The following is a 17,481-nucleotide window of genomic DNA, read 5'->3' as shown; positions in this document are numbered from 1 at the left end:
GTCAGAGCCCCGCCGTCTTGAGCGCCGCGGCCTTCTTGATGGCCGAGCGTATCTTCGGATAGGTGCCGCAGCGGCAGAGATTGCCACCCATGGCGTTGTCGATGTCGGCATCGCTCGGGTCGGCGACCTCGTCGAGCAGCGCCACCGCGCTCATGATCTGGCCGGCCTGGCAGTAGCCGCATTGCGCGACCTGTTCCTCCAGCCATGCCTGCTGCACCGGATGCAGTCCGCCTGCTGTGCCGATGCCTTCGATGGTCGTGACAGCTCCACTGACCTGCCCAACCGGGAGTGAGCAGGAACGCACCGGCTGACCGTCCACATGCACCGTGCAGGCGCCGCAGGCGGCGATGCCGCAGCCGAATTTCGGCCCGGTCTTGCCAATGAGATCGCGCAACGCCCACAGCAGCGGCATGTCAGGATCGGCATCGATATCGAAAGACTGACCGTCGACGGTAAGGCGCATGGGGATACCCTTTGTTGTCGTCCACTGCCAAGGGCGAAGCGTCCCCTCGGCCGTTTGGCCCAATACAGATTGACAAATTTCGTCATTTTGTCAAATAGGATTTTGCAGGATAGAATTGCTCCATGAACCAGATCGAAGACATCGCCGCCACAGATCCCAAACGCGTCCGTATCCTGGATGGCGCGATGAAGGTGTTTTTGGCCTATGGCTTCACCCGCACCACCATGGACGACATCGCCCGCGCCGCAGACATGTCGCGCCCGGCGCTCTATCTCTTGTTCAAGAACAAGACCGACATTTTCCGCGCCATCGCCATGATGATCCTGTCGCGCTCGGTCGAGGCGGCAAAGATTGCCCTATCCGGCGATGGCCCTTTCACCGAGCGCATGATGCGGGCCATCGATGAGGCATTCATCTCGATGATGGGCGCGGTCGTTGCCTCGCCGCACGGCGCCGAATTGCTGGATATGAAATCGAGCCTTGGCGATCTGGTCGGCTGCTGGCGCGGCGGGCTTGGCGAACATATTGCCGCCGCGATCCAGGGGGAGGCAGCCAGGAACGGCGTCGACCTGGCGGCCAGGGGCCTGTCGGCGCAACTGCTCACCGACATGCTGCTCGACGGGCTGGAAGGCATGAAGGCGCGGATCAGAGATCCGGAGGGACAGCGGCAGGCGGCCGCTGCCCTGATCAGGGTGATCGACCTCGCCTTGAAAGCTCGATGAAACCAGCTGTATCGGGTTTCAGTTCAGGCCCGACGGCGAACCACCTCCGGATTTTTGCGCACAGCGAGGAATTCCTTGACCCGCCGGCCGGGTGCCGGACCGCGCACCGGCTTGAAGCCGTCATCGAGTTCGCCGGAGAGATCGAGCGTCGGTCGCTTGCCGACGGCGTCGTAATTCTCTTCCAGCCAGTCGCTGGCGGCTGTGCGGCCGAGGTCTCTGAGATACGTCAGGAACGCCCATTCGGCATTGACCTTTGATGACGCCGACAGGTCCTTGAACGCCTCGTCGGCATCGATGCGGTGCATGCGGATGTCGCGATATTCGCCATGCGGCAGACGGCCGGCGGCGATCAGTTCCTTGACGAAGGCGATCGAGCGGAATTCTCGCAGCAGCCCGGCGTTGAAGGTGATCTCGTCGATGCGGTTCTGGATCTCGTTGGCGCTCCTTGGCGTTCCCTCCCGCACCACCGGATTGATCTGCACCAGGAGCACATCCTCGGTCGCCGCGGTCTTGAAGAACGGATAGAGCGCCGGGTTGCCGCCATAGCCGCCGTCCCAGTAGGGCACGCCCTTGATCTCGACGGCGCGGAACAATTGCGGCAGACAGGCCGAAGCCATCACCACGTCGAGGTCGATCTCGCCGTCGGAAAAAACGCGCAACTGTCCGGTCTCGACATTGGTCGCCGAGATGAACAGTTCCATCGACTTGCAGGCGCGGACATTGTCGAAATCGATCTCCTGCTCCACCACGTCGCGCAGCGGGTTAAGGCCGAGCGGATTGGCGACGTAGGGCGAGAACACCCGCGACATGGTGTCGAAGAAGACATAGCCAGGCGTATTCTCGATCGACCAGTTGCCCCAGGCGACATCCCACGGCATGCGCTGCACTGGGCTGAACCGGCCCTTGGCCGCCACCGCGCGCCAGAAATCCTCAAGTTTTTGCCGCGCTCCCTCGACACCGCCGCGCACATATCCGTCGGCCAGCGCCACCGCGTTCATGGCGCCGGCGCTGGTGCCGGACACTGCTGATATCTCCAGCCGTCCGTCCTCCAGCAGGCGGTCGAGCACACCCCAGGAAAAGGCCCCGTGCGAGCCGCCGCCCTGAAGCGCGATGTTGATCGTCTTCTTCGTCTCCTCCGCCTTGCCGTTTTTGGTCATGGCGTCGTCCTTGGTGCGTTTTGGGTAGATGAGAAGATTTCGCGCCTCACGCGGCGGTCCAGCCGCCATCTACCGAGAGATGCGTGCCGTTGATCTGCGCTGCCGCGTCCGAGCACAGGAACACCGCCGCTGCCGCGATCTGCTCTACCGTGACGAATTCCTTGGTCGGCTGCTTGTCCAGCATGACCTCACGGATGACGGTCTCGCGGTCCATCTGATGGGCTTTCATCTGATCGGGGATCTGCGCCTCGACCAGCGGCGTCAGCACATAGCCCGGGCAGATGGCATTGCAGGTGATTTTTTCGCGCGCCAGTTCGAGCGCGACGGTCTTCGTCAATCCCATGATGCCGTGCTTGGCCGAGACATAGGCCGACTTGAACGGCGACGCGACCAGGCCGTGTGCCGAGGCGATGTTGACGATCCGCCCGCCGCCGGCATTTTTCATCAGCGGAATGGCGGCTGCAATGGTGTGGAATGCCGACGACAGGTTGATGGCGATGATGGCGTCCCATTTCTCGATCGGGAACTCTTCCACCGGCGCGACATGCTGGATGCCGGCATTGTTGACCAGGATATCGACCGAACCGAATGTTTCGGCCGCCTTGGCGACAAGCGCCCGGCATTCCGCCGGTTTCGACATATCGGCCTTGATGTAGGCGGTCTTCACTCCATACTGTTTGGCAATCGCGTCGGCCATGGCGTGGTCGGCGGTCGTGTCGGAGAAAGAGTTGACGACGACGTTGCGGCCTTCGGCCGCCAGCGCCTGGGCGATGGCCAGGCCAATGCCCGATGTGGAGCCGGTGATGACTGCGGTTTTTCTGGCGGCCAAGGGCGGAATCCTCTGGTTACGGCAAGAATGCATCTATGTTGCAGTGCAGCATATATGCTCAATACGACGCAATAACAGCGGCCAGATTTGTGGGCGAGATGAAATTTTCGTCATAAGCGGCCACACGGCCGCTCACCAGGAGGATATCGTTTGGATCGCCGGTCGCTCGCCAGGCGCCGATAAGCCTCAGGCAGCCAGCTCCGGCACAGGCCCGACATAGCGCGACTGCGGGCGGATCAGCCGCCCGATCGTCTGCTGCTCGCGCGCATGCGCGATCCAGCCGGCGACGCGCCCGGTGGCAAAGACATTGCTGAAAGCTTGTGGCGGAAAGCCCGCCGCCTCCAGCAGCAGCGCGGTGTAGAACTCGACATTGGTCTGCAGCGAGCGCGACGGCTTGGCGATCCGCAGCACGTCGAGCGCTACCTGTTCCACTGTCTCCGCGAATGCCAGCCGGCGGCCGGTTTCGCCCTCGCCGCCGAGTTGCCGCACGACGGACTTCAGCACATCGGCGCGCGGATCGCGCACGCGGTAGATGCGGTGGCCGAAGCCCATGATGCGCCTGCCGTGCGCGATCTCGTCGCGAAGCCAGCCGGCGGCATCGCCATGCGCCTGGATCGCATCCAGCATCTCGATCACCGGACCGGGCGCCCCGCCATGCAGCGGCCCCTTGAGTGCGCCGAGCCCGGCCAGCACGGAGGATGTCAGGCCGGCCTGCGTCGAGGCCACCACGCGCGTCGCAAAGGTCGATGCGTTGAGGCCGTGGTCGCAGACGGTCACCAGATAGGTGTCGAGCGCCTTCGCCAGCGCCGGCGAGGCGACGCTGCCGTTCAGCATCCTCAACATGTCGGCGGCATGATCGGCCCGGCTGTCCGGCGCGATCGGCTCCTCGCCGCGCTGCAGGCGCAGCAGGGCCGGCGTCAGCACGGCGGGCGCTGCGATGAGCAGCAAGGCGTTCGTCGATGTGTCGCCGTCCGGCAGCAGCGCCATGCCGGCGCGCATGGCGCTGTAGACATCGAGCGACGCCAGCCGGGGCAACGAGGGTAAAAGCCGTTCGAACACCTCAGCACGTGCCTGGCCCAGCTCACCCGTCAGCTTCGCGTCGGCGGGAAGGTCGTCGAAGAAGCCGTCGAGCAGCAGGCGCATCACCTGAGCATAGTCCCAGCGGCCGGCCAGCTCGGGCAGCGAATGACCTCGGATCGTCAGCCGGCCGCCAAGACCATCCACATCGGAAAGCACGGTTTCCGCCGCCACCACGTCATCGAGCCCATTCGCCATAGCCTGTCTCCTTGAAGCATTTCCAGATCGGAGATAGAGATGGGCAACGTTTCCATCAATCTTGATCAATAGAATCAATATTTGGGTTCGATATGTCGGAGTGGTTGTCCAGAGAAGAAGCGCTGGAGAGGCTCAAGGTGCGGGCGCAGACGCTGTACGCCTATGTCAGCCGTGGGCGCATCGGCATGCGGCCCGACCGCGCCGATCCGCGCCGCAGCCAGTATCGTGCCGACGATATAGAAGCGCTGGCAACGCGGAGGGCGCGCGGACGGAGCCCATCAGCCATCGCTGAAAGCGCCATTGCCTGGGGCGAGCCCTCGATCGCAACGGCGATCTCGACCGTCTCGCACGGTCGGCTCATCTATCGCGGGCAGGACGCCGCGGTGCTCTCCGGGCACGCCACACTGGAAGAAGCCGCCGCCGTTCTCTGGGCTCTGCCGGAACCGGTGGCTTTCGAAGCACCATTGCCGGACGCACCCCATCAAGCTGGCCGGGCTGCGGCCTTTGCGCGACTTGCCGTGCTTGCCGGCCAGGGGCGCCCATCGCTTGGGCGCAGCGCCGCCTCGCTGCATGCCGACGCCGCGCACACGGTCGGCGTGCTGGCCGCCGCGCTGGGCGCACCGGCGGGGCCGGATCCGGTCCATCAGCGGCTTGCGCAGGACTGGTCGGTGGATGCCGGCGGCGCAGATGCGATCCGCCGCGCGCTTGTCCTGCTTGCCGATCATGAGCTGAATGCATCGACCTTCGCCGCGCGCGTCGCAGCCTCCACCGGCGCGCCGCTGGCCGCTTGCCTGCTGGCGGGGCTCGCGACGCTGTCAGGCCCTCGCCATGGCGGCGCCGGCGAGGCGGTGATGCAACTGGCCGAGGATGCTGCGCGGCATGGCGCCGATGCGGCGATTCGGCGCTGGCTCAGCCATGACCGGCCGCTGCCGGGGTTCGGTCATCAGCTCTATCCCGACGGCGACCCCCGAGGGGCAGCGCTTCTGTCGGTGATCGAGGTTGACGGCACACTATCGTCGCTGCGCGACGCTGCCTTTGCGGCGACCGGCGCGCTTCCCAACATCGACTTTGGGCTGGCCGCGCTGACGCGCAGTCTTGGCTTGCCGCGCGATACGCCGTTCCGCCTGTTTGCGCTCGCACGCAGCGTCGGCTGGGCAGCGCACACGGTCGAACAGATAACAGGCGGAGGCCTTATCCGGCCGCGCGGCCGCTACGAGGGAATACTGCCGTAAGATCGCGAGAGCGCCAGGCGCTCACGACATCGTGTCGAGTTTGCGCTGCATGGCCGCGATCTGGTCCTTCAGCTCCTGAAGGTCGTCGGGCTTGTCAGCCGTTTCCTTCCTGGCCGGCTCGGGCGTTGGCGCAGCCGCCGGCGTAGAGCCAGCGGGCGGGAACGGCGTGAACAGCCGCATCGCATTCTGGAACATTTCCATGTTGCGGCGTGTCTGTTCCTCCAGCGCCTTGATCGGCGTAGTGATCTTCATCATGTCGAGCGGCGACTTGCCGATCGCCCCCTTCATCTGCTCGCGAAAGCGCTCCTGCTCCTTGGAAAAGGCGAGCATCGACTGTTCGAGGAAGCTCGGCACGATCATCTGCATCTGGTCGCCGTAATAAGCGATGAGCTGGCGCAGGAACGGGATCGGCAGCATGTTTTGCCCGTCCTTGTTCTCCAGTTCGAAGATGATCTGGGTCAGCACCGGATGCGTGATGTCGTCGCCGGTCTTGGCGTCCTGGACGGTGAACTCCTCGCCCTTCTTGACCATCTCGGCGAGGTCCTCGAGCGTCACATAGGTGCTGGTGCCGGTGTTGTAGAGGCGGCGATTGGCGTATTTCTTGATGATGATCGGATCGTCTTTAGCGGCCATCTACATCCTCCCGGGGACACCGGCGCGCCTCTGAGCAAGCCGCCGATAACGATTGTGCCTTTTTTTTGAGGATATGCGCAAAAGCTTCACAATTCCAAGCAGTTTGTGCAGTGCGGGATCACTAAATGCTGCATAGCAGGCAAAATATGCTGCGCAGCAATGGACGAATGGCCGCCATGGCAAGGCACGACCTGCTTGCGGCGCATGGGCGCCCTGCCTATTTCCGGTTTGACTTGGGGTTGGGAAAGGGCAAGAAAAGTCCCTAACGACAGAACGACACCCTTGAAGTCTGGAGAAGAAAATGTCCGCTTCCATCGTCATTGCCAGCGCGGCGCGCACGCCGGTCGGCTCCTTCAACGGCGCCTTTGCCGCCACCCCGGCGCATGAGCTCGGTGCCGTTGTCATCAGGGAATTGCTGTCACGTGCCGGTGTCGAACCAGGCGAGGTCGACGAGGTCATCCTCGGCCAGGTGCTGACCGCCGCGCAAGGCCAGAACCCGGCCCGCCAGGCATCGATCAATGCTGGCTTGCCCAAGGAAACCACAGCCTGGGGCCTCAATCAGGTTTGCGGCTCGGGCCTGCGTGCCATTGCGCTCGGCATGCAGCAGATCGCCACCGGCGATGCCAAGGTCATCGTCGCCGGCGGCCAGGAATCGATGTCGCTTTCGACCCATGCCCAGCACCTGCGCGCCGGCGTCAAGATGGGCGACTTCAAGTTGATCGACACCATGATCAAGGACGGGCTGTGGGATGCCTTCAACGGTTATCACATGGGCAACACCGCCGAAAACGTGGCACGTCAGTTCCAGATCACCCGCGAAGACCAGGATCAGTTTGCGCTGGCTTCGCAGAACAAGGCCGAGGCCGCGCAAAAGGCCGGCAAGTTCAAGGACGAGATCGTCGCCGTCACACTCAAGGGCAAGAAGGGCGACACCATTGTCGACCAGGACGAATACATCCGCCATGGCGCCACGCTCGACGCCATGACCAAGCTGAAGCCGGCCTTTGACAAGGACGGCACGGTGACCGCCGCCAACGCCTCCGGCATCAATGACGGTGCCGCCGGCGCGCTGCTGATGAGCGAGGCGGAAGCGGTGAGGCGCGGCATCACCCCGCTGGCACGCATCGTGTCCTGGGCAACCGCCGGCGTCGATCCGCAGATCATGGGCACCGGCCCGATCCCAGCATCGCGCAAGGCCTTGGAAAAGGCCGGCTGGTCGGTCGGCGATCTCGACCTGGTCGAGGCCAACGAGGCCTTTGCCGCGCAGGCCTGCGCCGTCAACAAGGACATGGGCTGGGACCCCTCGATCGTCAACGTCAATGGCGGCGCCATCGCCATCGGCCACCCGATCGGTGCTTCCGGCGCCCGTGTCTTCAACACGCTGGTCTTCGAGATGCGCCGGCGCGGCGCCAAGAAGGGTCTCGCTACCCTGTGCATCGGCGGCGGCATGGGCGTCGCCATGTGTATCGAAGCACTCTGAAGAACTCACTAACCGGGCGGCGCGAGCCGCCCGTTCTGTATCCAGTGCCTGCCAAGCCCGACAACAGGGCGGTATCAAAAAAAGGGGAAATGCATGACCAAGGTAGCAATCGTCACAGGCGGATCGCGCGGCATCGGGGCGGCGATCTCGATCGCATTGAAGACCGTCGGCTATTCGGTTGCCGCGAACTACGCCGGCAATGACGCCGCAGCGGCGAAATTCAAGGCCGAGACCGGCATTCCGGTCTACAAATGGTCGGTCGCCGACTATGATTCCTGCGCGGCCGGCATCAAGCAGGTCGAGGCCGATCTCGGCCCGGTCTCGGTGCTGGTCAACAATGCCGGCATCACCCGCGACGCCATGTTCCACAAGATCACGCGCGAGCAGTGGAAAGAGGTCATCGACACCAACCTGTCCGGCGTCTTCAACATGACGCATCCGCTGTGGAGCGGCATGCGCGACCGCAAGTTCGGCCGCGTCATCACCATCTCGTCGATCAACGGCCAGAAAGGCCAGGCCGGCCAGGTCAACTATTCCGCCGCGAAGGCTGGCGACATCGGTTTCAGCAAAGCCCTCGCTCAAGAGGGAGCCCGCGCGGGCATCACCGTCAACGTCATCTGCCCTGGCTACATCGCCACCGAGATGGTCAAGGCGATCGACGAGAGGGTGCTCAACGACCGCATCATCCCGCAAATCCCCGTCGGTCGCCTCGGCGAACCGGAAGAGATCGCGCGCTGCGTAGTCTTCCTCGCATCCGAAGATGCCGGCTTCATCACCGGCTCGACCATCACGGCCAACGGTGGCCAATACTTCGCCTGACGACGTGGCGATGTAGGAGATCGACGGGCCGGCACACCGGCCCGTTTCCGGCACGGTCCCTTTGACGTGCTCGCGACCGTAGCTGACCCAATTCGGCACGCGAAGGTTAACAGCCGGCAGCAGCCCTGTGCAAAAGCTCCCTGGCAACCTGTGGATTCTCGGTGGATAAACTGTTCACAACACAAGATATTGAGGTGAACAAATCGGGAAAATTACGCCATCGCCGATTCGTCGCCGATTCGTTCCGGCTATGAGCTGAACGTTAACGACGACAGCCGGAATCGCCTGCCCAACTGCTTAACGCAGGTTAAGAAAGATCAACAATTTCATAATGTTGGTCGAGGCGCGCCAAGCCACCGTGATTGTTTCCAGGCAAAGGTTAACGGCAACGCCCTCTTAGCATCAAACGGGCCAGTTCAGCGATTCAGCATGTGGTGCGACTCGCGGTCGCGAAATCCACATGTAGCCGTGAACAAAAGCTGAATCTGCAGGAGTCACTGATTCGTCGCCGATTCGTTCCAGACTCGTTCTATCCGTTAATCCGCAGCCGATTGAAAGCTTGACAAAACCACCTTCTCGCCGCCGACGGAACATTCCGCTTTCGCTTCGCGCCCGAAATCCCTATGTGTCGCCTGTCATACGCGCCATTTGAGGCACGCTCCCGACAACCAGAGGCCAAGAAGCCTTATTTCCAGGTCCCAGAAGCCTTATTCTAGGTTGATGAACATCCAGCCCAAACACACCGAGCCGCTGATCCTGTCGGGCCGCGACGTGACCGCCGTGCTCGGGCCGACCAACACCGGCAAGACCCATCTCGCAATCGAGCGCATGGTGGCGCATGAGAGTGGTATCATCGGCCTGCCGCTCAGGCTGCTGGCGCGCGAGGTCTACGCCCGTGTCTGCGAAAAGGTCGGCGCCCACAAAGTGGCGCTGATCACCGGCGAGGAAAAGATCCAGCCGCCGGGCGCCAGATATTCGGTCTGCACTGTCGAGGCCATGCCGCGCGAGACCGACGCCGCCTTCGTCGCCATCGACGAAGTGCAGCTCGCCGGCGACCTCGAGCGTGGCCACATCTTCACCGACCGCATCCTGCATCTGCGCGGCCGCCAGGAAACGCTGCTGCTCGGTGCAGCCACCATGCATGGCATTCTGCAGCGCCTGCTGAGGGGTGTCTCGGTGGTGACGCGGCCGAGGCTGTCGCATCTTGCCTATGCCGGCTCCAAGAAGCTGACCCGCCTGCCGCGGCGCACGGCGATCGTCGCCTTCTCGGCCGACGAGGTCTACGCCATCGCCGAGCTGATCCGCCGCCAGCAGGGCGGTGCCGCCGTTGTGCTCGGCGCGCTCTCGCCGCGCACCCGCAACGCCCAGGTGGCGCTGTTCCAGTCCGGCGATGTCGATTATCTCATCGCCACCGATGCCATCGGCATGGGTCTCAACCTCGATCTCGACCACGTCGCCTTCGCCCAGAACCGCAAGTTCGACGGCTTCCAGTATCGCAACCTGACCGCGGCCGAGCTCGGCCAGATCGCCGGCCGCGCCGGCCGGCATCTGCGTGACGGTACGTTCGGTGTCACCGGCCAGGTCGACCCGCTGGACGAAGAGCTGATCAAGAAGATCGAAGGCCACGATTTCGATCCGGTGAAGGTGCTGCAGTGGCGCACCGCGCATTTCGACTTTGCCAGCCTCGACGCGCTGAAGCGCTCGATCGAGACCAACGCCCCCGTCGAGGGACTGACGCGGGCATTGCCTGCCGTCGATGCACAGGCGCTCGAGCATCTATCGCGCGACGAGGACATTCGCGCACTCACCACCAATGCCAAGCGCGTGGCGCTGCTGTGGGAAGCCTGCGCGCTGCCCGACTACCGCAGGATCGCGCCGGCGCAGCATGCCGACCTCATCGCTTCCATTTACACGGACCTCGCACGCTACGGCCATGTCGACGAGAATTACATGGCCGAGCAGGTGCGCCGCGCCGATACCACCGAGGGCGATATCGACACGCTGTCGCATCGCATTGCCCAGATCCGCACCTGGACATTCGTGTCGAACCGGCCCGGCTGGCTGGCCGATCAGGCACACTGGCAGGAAAAGACGCGCGAAATCGAAGACAGATTGTCGGATGCGCTGCATGAGCGGTTGACGAAACGCTTCGTAGACCGCAGGACTTCCGTCCTCATGCGGCGCCTTAGAGAAAATACCATGCCCGAAGCCGAAATTAGTCCTACCGGAACCGTCCTTGTCGAAGGCCACCATGTCGGCGAGTTGCAAGGGTTCCGCTTCACCGCCGACCAGACCGCCGGCGGCGAAGACGCCAAGGCGGTGCGCACCGCCGCCCAGAAGGCGCTGGCCGCCGAGTTCGAAGCGCGCGCCGAACGCTTCGGCGCCTCGGCCAATGGCGACATCGCGCTTGGCTCGGATGGTACGCTGCGCTGGATCGGCGCGCCGATCGGCACGCTGGTATCAGGCGAAGACGCGCTGAAGCCGCGCCTGGTGCTGCTGGCCGACGAACAGCTGACCGGCCCGGCGCGCGACAAGGTCGCCGCGCGTGCAGAGCGATTCGTCAATTTCCAGATCGAGTCGCTGCTGAAGCCGCTGGTCGACCTCAGGAACGCCGACCAGATTTCTGGCATCGGCCGCGGCATCGCCTTCCAGCTGGTCGAGAATTTCGGCCTCATCAACCGCCGCGACATCGCCGAGGAGATGAAGTCGCTCGACCAGGAAGGCCGCGCCGCCCTTCGCCGGCTTGGCGTGCGCTTCGGCGCCTACCATGTCTTCGTGCCGGCGCTGATCAAGCCGGCGCCTGCCGGGCTGGTGACATTGCTGTGGGCGCTGAAGAACGACGGCAAGGACAAGCCGGGCTTTGGCGACGTGGTCCATGCGCTCGCCTCGGGTCGCACCTCGGTGGTGATCGACCCTGCTTTCGACAAGACGTTCTACAAGCTTGCCGGCTACCGCAATCTCGGCCGTCGCGCCGTGCGCATCGACATACTGGAACGGCTGGCGGATCTGATCCGTCCGGCGACCAACTGGAAGCCCGGCCTCGGTCAGCGCCCGGACGGCGCCTATGACGGCCAGTCCTTCATGGTGACGCCGCCGATGATGTCGATCCTCGGCGCCACCGCCGACGACATGGAAGAAATCCTCAAGGGTCTCGGCTATCGTGCCGAGCCGAAGCCGGCCGTCGAGGTCAAGGCGCGGCTCGAAGCACAGGACAATGCCGCGCGCGAAGCGGCGGTGGCGAAGCTTGCGACGGAAGAAGCTGCACGAGCCGAGCAGGCCGAAGCGGCGGAAGCCGCGGCAACGGATGCCGCAGCAGAGGCAGCAATCGAAGGGTCGGAGCCGGCATCGGACGCAGTGGCCGTTTCGGAAACCGCGGCCGAAATTCCCGCCGAAATCACCCCCGACGCCGCGGCTGAACCTGCTGCGCCTGCCGTGGAAGAACAGGCGGACGCTCCTGTCGAAACCGTGCAAGACGAAGCGCCTGTAGCCGAGGCTGCGCCCGACGTCGCCGAACCGGCGCCGATTGAACCGCAGGCAGAGACTGAGACTGCCGAGATCGAAGTTGCAGCGGCAGAAGAAGCCGCAACGGCCGAGTTGGTGTCAAATGCCGCGCCGGCAACGGACGCCGCGCCGGACGAACCTGTGGCGGTGACTGAAGCAGCCGCTGGCGAACCCGCTCCGGAAGCCGAAGCGCCAAAACCCATCCTGTTGTGGCGTCAGGGCCGGTTCGAACAGCGTCCGCGCAACCGCGACGACAACCGAAGGAACAATCGCCCACGCAACGGACAAGCGCGCGGTCGAAGCGATGCACCCGTGGATACCGCCGGCGCACCGGCCGTAGCTGCACCCGGAGAACGGCCTGCCCATGAAGGCCGGCGCGATGGAGCCGGCAAGCCGCGCTTCGACCGCTCGAAATTCAAACCCAAGCCGCAGGCCGAAGGCGAACAGCGGCGTGACGGCAGGCCGCAAGGCGAGCGTCCCGACCGCCGTGAGGGCCGTCCCGACTGGAAGGGTGGCAGGCCGGATGCCAAAGGTGGTCCGCAAGGCGGCAAGCCGGCCTTCCAGCCCAAGCCGCGCGAGGAGCGCCCGGTGCGCTTCGACCCGGATTCGCCCTTCGCCAAGCTCGCCGCATTGCGCGACCAGTTGAAGAAGTAGAACCCGGCTCGCTTCGATGGTTGCCGAAGGCCGCCAGCGCATCGACAAATGGCTGTTCTTCTCACGCGCCGTGAAATCGCGCTCGCTGGCGGCAAAACTGGTCGTCGCCGGCCGCGTCCGCATCAATCGCGACAAAGCAGCGCAGGCCTCCGATCAGGTCAAGCCAGGCGACGTCCTGACCATCACGCTCGAGCGCCGCATCTTCATCTGGAAGGTGCTCGGCGCCGGTACGCGGCGCGGCCCGGCCGAGGAGGCCCGTACGCTTTACGAGGACATGTCGCCACCGCCCGCACCGAAGGGCGAAGCCCCTCCCGATGCAATTCCGGGGCTGCGCGAGGCCGGCAGCGGCCGCCCGACCAAGAAGGAACGTCGCCAGACCGACCGATTGCTCGGCGAAGACTGATGCCTGGCGTCCAAAAACACGCAGCGGTTTTGGGACAACGGCACGCCTGAGGCGAGAACTGAGCCCGGCAAACAGACGCTCTGCGGGACATGACTGACTTCCGCCGGGCCTTCAGTCTGGAATTCCATTCCGGAAACACCGGCACCGTCCGCAATGGCTACCCTTGCAAGCGGTCGACAAAGGCGTTACCTGACGGAAAAAGCCCAACAAAATGGGACGTCCCGGAGCCGACCGATGACCTATGTCGTGACCGACAATTGCATCAAATGCAAATACATGGACTGCATCGAAGTCTGTCCGGTCGACTGTTTCTACGAAGGCGAGAACATGCTCGTCATCCATCCCGACGAGTGCATCGACTGCGGCGTTTGCGAGCCGGAATGCCCGGCCGACGCGATCAAGCCTGACACCGAACCCGGCCTCGACAAATGGCTGCAGGTCAACACCGAATACGCCGACAAATGGCCCAACATCACCGCCAAGAAGGAACCGCCGGCCGACGCCAAATCCTTCGACGGCGAGGCCGGCAAGTTCGAGAAATACTTCTCGGCAGAGCCCGGCGAAGGCGATTGACAACACGGCCGCAAAGGCCGGTATTACGCTGGGTAAGAGGCACGTCGCATTAACCGGCTTGACAGGCGGCGCTGGCCTGTGGCCTTCGCTTGTGCAGCAAAACCTTGATTCTTCCGACTTTTTGTGTTACATCAGCGAAACATGCCGGTGACACAACGTCGATTTATGGCGCAGACGCCCCAAATCACTGAAAGGTGAAAATCCCATTCGGACCAGAGCGATCTGGGCCAGGCGGTCGCAATGTCGCGTTTGCCGGTCCGGCTTTTCCGATGGGTTCATCTGTTGTGCGGCTAACGATCGGCTTCCCCGATCGCGCGAGTTCGGACCGGCAGGACGCCGGTGCCACAACAAGGAGTTCAGGGCGTAATGGCAACGATCACCCCGCAGAAGAAGTCCACCGCTGCGCGTCACGGTTTCAAGACCGGCGAGTACATCGTCTACCCGGCGCACGGCGTCGGCCAGATCGTCTCGATCGACGAGCAGGAAGTTGCTGGACACAAGCTGGAACTGTTCGTCATCGACTTTTCGAAGGACAAGATGCGCCTGAAGGTGCCGGTCGCCAAGGCGACCTCCATCGGCATGCGCAAGCTGTCGGAAGAGGATTATGTCGAGCGCGCGCTGAAGGTCGTGCAGGGCCGCGCCCGCGTCAAGCGCACCATGTGGTCGCGCCGTGCCCAGGAATATGATGCGAAGATCAATTCGGGCGACCTGATCTCGATCTCGGAAGTCGTGCGCGACCTCTACCGTGCCGACAACCAGCCGGAGCAGTCCTATTCCGAGCGCCAGCTCTATGAGGCGGCGCTCGACCGCATGGCCCGCGAGATCGCGGCCGTCAACCGCATGTCGGAAACCGAAGCCGTGCGCTTGATCGAGGTCAACCTCAACAAGGGCCCTAAGCGTGGCGCCAAGGCTGACAACGAAGAGGCCGAGCAGGAAGAAGCTGCCTGATCCTTCTCGCCTTTGATTCGAGAGATCCTGCCTGAAACGATTGGAGGCTCCGGTTTGACCGGGGCCTCTTTTGCTTTCGGGCGGCGGCTTCGATGTTGATGATGTACTGCGCACCAGCGTGCTGCATCGCGGCTTGCTGGCGCGCTCCGGGCCGTCCAGCGCGCGTTTTCGGTTAACGTTTGTCCCCACTTGTCGCCTTGCCAGCAAAGCAGACCGCAGCAATGGTTTCGCGCAATTCCTCGTCGGCGATCGGCTTGTGCAGGATGCGGCTGCCGCTGGCGCTGATCTCCTTGAGGCGCGAAGGCGAGGTATCGCCGGTGATGATGATGGTCGGGACAACGCGGCCGATATGGGCGTGAAGCGCACGGATCGCGTCGGTGCCGGTGGTATCATTCTCGAGACGGTAGTCTGCGATGATCAGGTCGACCGGCGCATCGCCGGCAGCCAGCGCCGCCGCATGGGCCTTCCGCGCCTCTCCGGCGGAGCGGCCGGGATAGACACGATGTCCCTCCAGGCTGAGCAAGCGCACCATGGCATCGAGAACATCGCCCTCGTCCTCGACCACGATGATGCCCGCGGCACTGCTGACCGGCGATGTCGTGTCGACCGCTAAGCGAGCTTGCACCGCGCCGGCCTTCGCGACGGTGATGGAAAACAGGGAACCGCGTCCGGATGTCGAAGCCAATTTCAGGGGGTGCCCAACAGTTCGGCGGTGCGGCGAACGATGGCGAGCCCGAGTCCCAGGCCTTGCGTGCGGTCCCGCGCCGGGTTCTGCAACTGCACGAACTCCTCGAAGACCATCCCCTGCTGATCGGCGGGGATGCCGGGGCCGCTGTCCAGGACCTGTATCTCCACACATGCGCCGCGCCGGCGACAGCCCAGCAGGACACCACCTTGCTTGGTGTAGCGAAAGGCATTCGACACCAGGTTGTTGAGAATGCGCTTCAGCATCATCGGGTCGCTGTCGACGTAGAGGCCGCTGTCGACCACGCGCCACCTAAGTCCGCGCTGTTTCGCCTCGGCGGCGAATTCATTGCGAAGATCACCAAAGAGGTCGCGCAGCGGCACCGCCTCGCTCGCGACCGTGACGATGCCCGCATCGAGCCGGGAGATATCGAGCAAAGCGTTGAGCAGCCCACTGAAGTTGCTGACAACCGATTTCGCTCGGCTGGCCAGGTCGCGCGCCTCGCCGGAGGGTACGTCGCCGCGCTGCCCCAAAACGGCAAGCGTCGAGACCAGCAGGCTCAGGGCATGGATCGGTTGGCGCAGATCGTGACTCGCCGCCGCCAGAAAACGCGTCTTGGCACGGTCGGCGGTTTGCGCCCTGTCGCGTTCCTCTTGCAGATGCTCGACCAGCGTTTCGTTCTCCAATCGCAGGCTGACGGTTTCGCGCAGCATGCGGTAGGTGATACGGCAGTAGTAGAAATTGATCGCCACCAGCGATGCGAGCAGGAACAGGAAGGCGCCGGAAATATCGCTTTGGGTGGTCAGGCAGCGAAGAGCGACCGGCACCACCGTTGCCAGGATGGAACCAACCAGCGCCGGTGGAAAGGCCGACAGAGACGGCACCGTGCCGCAGACGAGACCAGTCAGGACAATGACCGTGAAGGACAGCACGATCGGCGCCTCGGGCATGAAGCCGACCCAGCCAAGCACACCCCACAGAAGGCCCGACATGCAGGAAAACGCCGTAGCCAGCCATGCCCAGCGCAAGATCGAGTGGCGATCCCGGGCGCGGCTGAAAAACCGGCGCGACGCCAGCACCCGGATAGCCGTCAGCAGATACAGCGCCGCTAGCCAGCCGATCAGCCAATTGGTGGAAACGGCCGTTCTCAGCACATAGACCGCCGCCATCTAGATCACGATGTTGGAGATGACCACGCCGTAGGAATTGCGATACAGGAGTTCGATCAGGGCCTGGCGTATCTTGTCTTCCTGCATCGAAGCCCTCCAATTGCCCCAAGTATTCTCCGGGCGGTCTTCCCCGGTACCGTTGATCTACCGGCAACCTGTTTCGCATAGATTGGCGATTGATCCATATACGCCGCTGCAGTCCTGGATGGTGCCGTGATGAATCGCCCGCTCACCGCCATACTCGCCGACGACCATGCCATCGTGCGCGAGGGGCTGAAGCTGCTCATCTCGGCAATGGACAATGTCTCGGTCGTCGCCGAGGCTGCGGATGGCGAGGCGCTGCTTGGCCAGCTGCGAAGCACGCGCGCCGACCTTTTGATCCTCGACCTCGGCATGCCAGGTGTCGCCGGGATGCAGTTCATCGCCACCATCAGGACCTTGGCGCCACGCCTGCGGATCGTGGTGCTGACGGCCAATATCGAGCCGAGGACGGTGCGCGCCGCGCTCAGTGCCGGCGCCAACGCCTACCTGACCAAGGACGGCGATCCCGAGGAACTTGGCGTCGCCATCGAAGCGGTCAAGAACGGAGGCACCTATCTGGCGAAAACCGTTCGCTTCGCCGTCAGCGATATGGGCAGGGGCAGCGAGCCGATAGCCGCACAGGAAATCCTCTCCCCGGTGCCGCTGACGCGGCGCGAACGGCAGATCCTTCAACTGGTGGCGCAAGGCATGATCACGCGCGACATCGCCGAACGGTTGGGGATCAGCCTGCCGACCGCTCGCAAGCATCGCGAAAACCTGATGGGCAAGCTCAATCTCCACAACACCGCCGAACTAACCGTCTACGCGGTTCGTCTGGGATTGCCCGCCGGCTGACATCACAGCCGCGACGATGGGCAACCCCGCAACGTCCCCTTAACCATCGGCAGATTAGCCAA

General features: G+C 63.7%; 16 protein-coding genes. 9 read left to right on the top strand and 7 right to left on the bottom strand.

The window, feature by feature from the left end; genetic code table 11:
• Position 1: 1 nt before the first annotated feature.
• Positions 2-463 (bottom strand): (2Fe-2S)-binding protein, encoded by a 462-nt coding sequence (locus tag NKJ11_RS30285; protein WP_013529191.1) that lies wholly within the window; start codon positions 461-463, stop codon positions 2-4.
• Positions 464-585: 122 nt separating this feature from the next.
• Here NKJ11_RS30285 and NKJ11_RS30280 point away from each other — a divergent pair, with 122 nt between their 5' ends.
• On the top strand, positions 586-1,185 hold the full coding sequence (locus tag NKJ11_RS30280; RefSeq protein ID WP_023810908.1) for a TetR/AcrR family transcriptional regulator: 600 nt from the start codon (positions 586-588) through the stop codon (positions 1,183-1,185).
• A 23-nt stretch (positions 1,186-1,208) separates the two neighbouring features.
• Here the strand turns inward: NKJ11_RS30280 and NKJ11_RS30275 are convergent, their stop codons facing one another.
• The 3 genes from NKJ11_RS30275 to NKJ11_RS30265 all read right to left on the bottom strand — a co-directional run bounded on the left by NKJ11_RS30275 (position 1,209) and on the right by NKJ11_RS30265 (position 4,446).
• The gene (locus NKJ11_RS30275) at positions 1,209-2,342 is read right to left on the bottom strand and encodes a patatin-like phospholipase family protein (RefSeq protein WP_031213140.1); all 1,134 of its coding nucleotides are present in this window, start codon (positions 2,340-2,342) and stop codon (positions 1,209-1,211) included.
• A 46-nt stretch (positions 2,343-2,388) separates the two neighbouring features.
• Positions 2,389-3,204, bottom strand: coding sequence for a 3-hydroxybutyrate dehydrogenase (locus tag NKJ11_RS30270; RefSeq protein WP_031213135.1), 816 nt, complete (start codon positions 3,202-3,204; stop codon positions 2,389-2,391).
• 153 nt (positions 3,205-3,357) lie between these two features.
• A complete protein-coding gene (locus NKJ11_RS30265; protein WP_352611414.1) occupies positions 3,358-4,446 on the bottom strand; it encodes a citrate synthase/methylcitrate synthase in 1,089 nt (362 codons plus the stop codon).
• A 92-nt stretch (positions 4,447-4,538) separates the two neighbouring features.
• Between NKJ11_RS30265 and NKJ11_RS30260 the strand changes: the two genes are divergently transcribed.
• Positions 4,539-5,678 (top strand): citrate/2-methylcitrate synthase, encoded by a 1,140-nt coding sequence (locus tag NKJ11_RS30260; RefSeq protein WP_352611413.1) that lies wholly within the window; start codon positions 4,539-4,541, stop codon positions 5,676-5,678.
• Between the two features lie 21 nt (positions 5,679-5,699).
• Here NKJ11_RS30260 and phaR read toward each other — a convergent pair whose 3' ends face one another.
• Positions 5,700-6,311, bottom strand: coding sequence for a polyhydroxyalkanoate synthesis repressor PhaR (gene phaR / locus NKJ11_RS30255; RefSeq protein WP_128305522.1), 612 nt, complete (start codon positions 6,309-6,311; stop codon positions 5,700-5,702).
• Between the two features lie 301 nt (positions 6,312-6,612).
• Between phaR and NKJ11_RS30250 the strand changes: the two genes are divergently transcribed.
• The 6 genes from NKJ11_RS30250 (at position 6,613) to NKJ11_RS30225 (ending at position 14,689) form a co-directional block, all read left to right on the top strand.
• Positions 6,613-7,791: an acetyl-CoA C-acetyltransferase gene (locus tag NKJ11_RS30250; protein ID WP_128305521.1), complete on the top strand. Its 1,179-nt coding sequence runs from the start codon at positions 6,613-6,615 to the stop codon at positions 7,789-7,791.
• A 93-nt stretch (positions 7,792-7,884) separates the two neighbouring features.
• Positions 7,885-8,610 carry an acetoacetyl-CoA reductase gene (gene phbB / locus NKJ11_RS30245; RefSeq protein ID WP_023814310.1) on the top strand — a complete coding sequence of 242 codons (726 nt, stop codon included), beginning with the start codon at positions 7,885-7,887 and terminating at the stop codon, positions 8,608-8,610.
• A 720-nt stretch (positions 8,611-9,330) separates the two neighbouring features.
• On the top strand, positions 9,331-12,765 hold the full coding sequence (locus tag NKJ11_RS30240; RefSeq protein ID WP_128305520.1) for a helicase-related protein: 3,435 nt from the start codon (positions 9,331-9,333) through the stop codon (positions 12,763-12,765).
• 16 nt (positions 12,766-12,781) lie between these two features.
• Complete coding sequence (locus NKJ11_RS30235; RefSeq protein ID WP_127297242.1) at positions 12,782-13,168, top strand: RNA-binding S4 domain-containing protein; 387 nt, start codon at positions 12,782-12,784, stop codon at positions 13,166-13,168.
• A 234-nt stretch (positions 13,169-13,402) separates the two neighbouring features.
• On the top strand, positions 13,403-13,741 hold the full coding sequence (fdxA, locus tag NKJ11_RS30230; protein ID WP_023699302.1) for a ferredoxin FdxA: 339 nt from the start codon (positions 13,403-13,405) through the stop codon (positions 13,739-13,741).
• A gap of 366 nt (positions 13,742-14,107) precedes the next feature.
• A complete protein-coding gene (locus NKJ11_RS30225; protein WP_013529179.1) occupies positions 14,108-14,689 on the top strand; it encodes a CarD family transcriptional regulator in 582 nt (193 codons plus the stop codon).
• Positions 14,690-14,861: 172 nt separating this feature from the next.
• Here NKJ11_RS30225 and NKJ11_RS30220 read toward each other — a convergent pair whose 3' ends face one another.
• Together NKJ11_RS30220 and NKJ11_RS30215 are read right to left on the bottom strand one after the other, a co-directional pair.
• Positions 14,862-15,374, bottom strand: coding sequence for a response regulator (locus NKJ11_RS30220; protein WP_352794905.1), 513 nt, complete (start codon positions 15,372-15,374; stop codon positions 14,862-14,864).
• Between the two features lie 2 nt (positions 15,375-15,376).
• Positions 15,377-16,543, bottom strand: a complete 1,167-nt coding sequence (locus NKJ11_RS30215; protein ID WP_352794904.1) for a sensor histidine kinase — start codon at positions 16,541-16,543, stop codon at positions 15,377-15,379.
• A 216-nt stretch (positions 16,544-16,759) separates the two neighbouring features.
• On the opposite strand from NKJ11_RS30215, the gene NKJ11_RS30210 reads away from it, so the two are divergent.
• Positions 16,760-17,419 carry a response regulator gene (locus NKJ11_RS30210; protein WP_352440949.1) on the top strand — a complete coding sequence of 220 codons (660 nt, stop codon included), beginning with the start codon at positions 16,760-16,762 and terminating at the stop codon, positions 17,417-17,419.
• Positions 17,420-17,481: the final 62 nt, after the last annotated feature.

This window comes from Mesorhizobium sp. M0243 (genome assembly GCF_040321775.1).
Lineage (GTDB): Bacteria > Pseudomonadota > Alphaproteobacteria > Rhizobiales > Rhizobiaceae > Mesorhizobium.
Note: the sequence above shows the minus strand (reverse complement) of the source record. Positions and strands in the feature narration are given on the sequence as shown.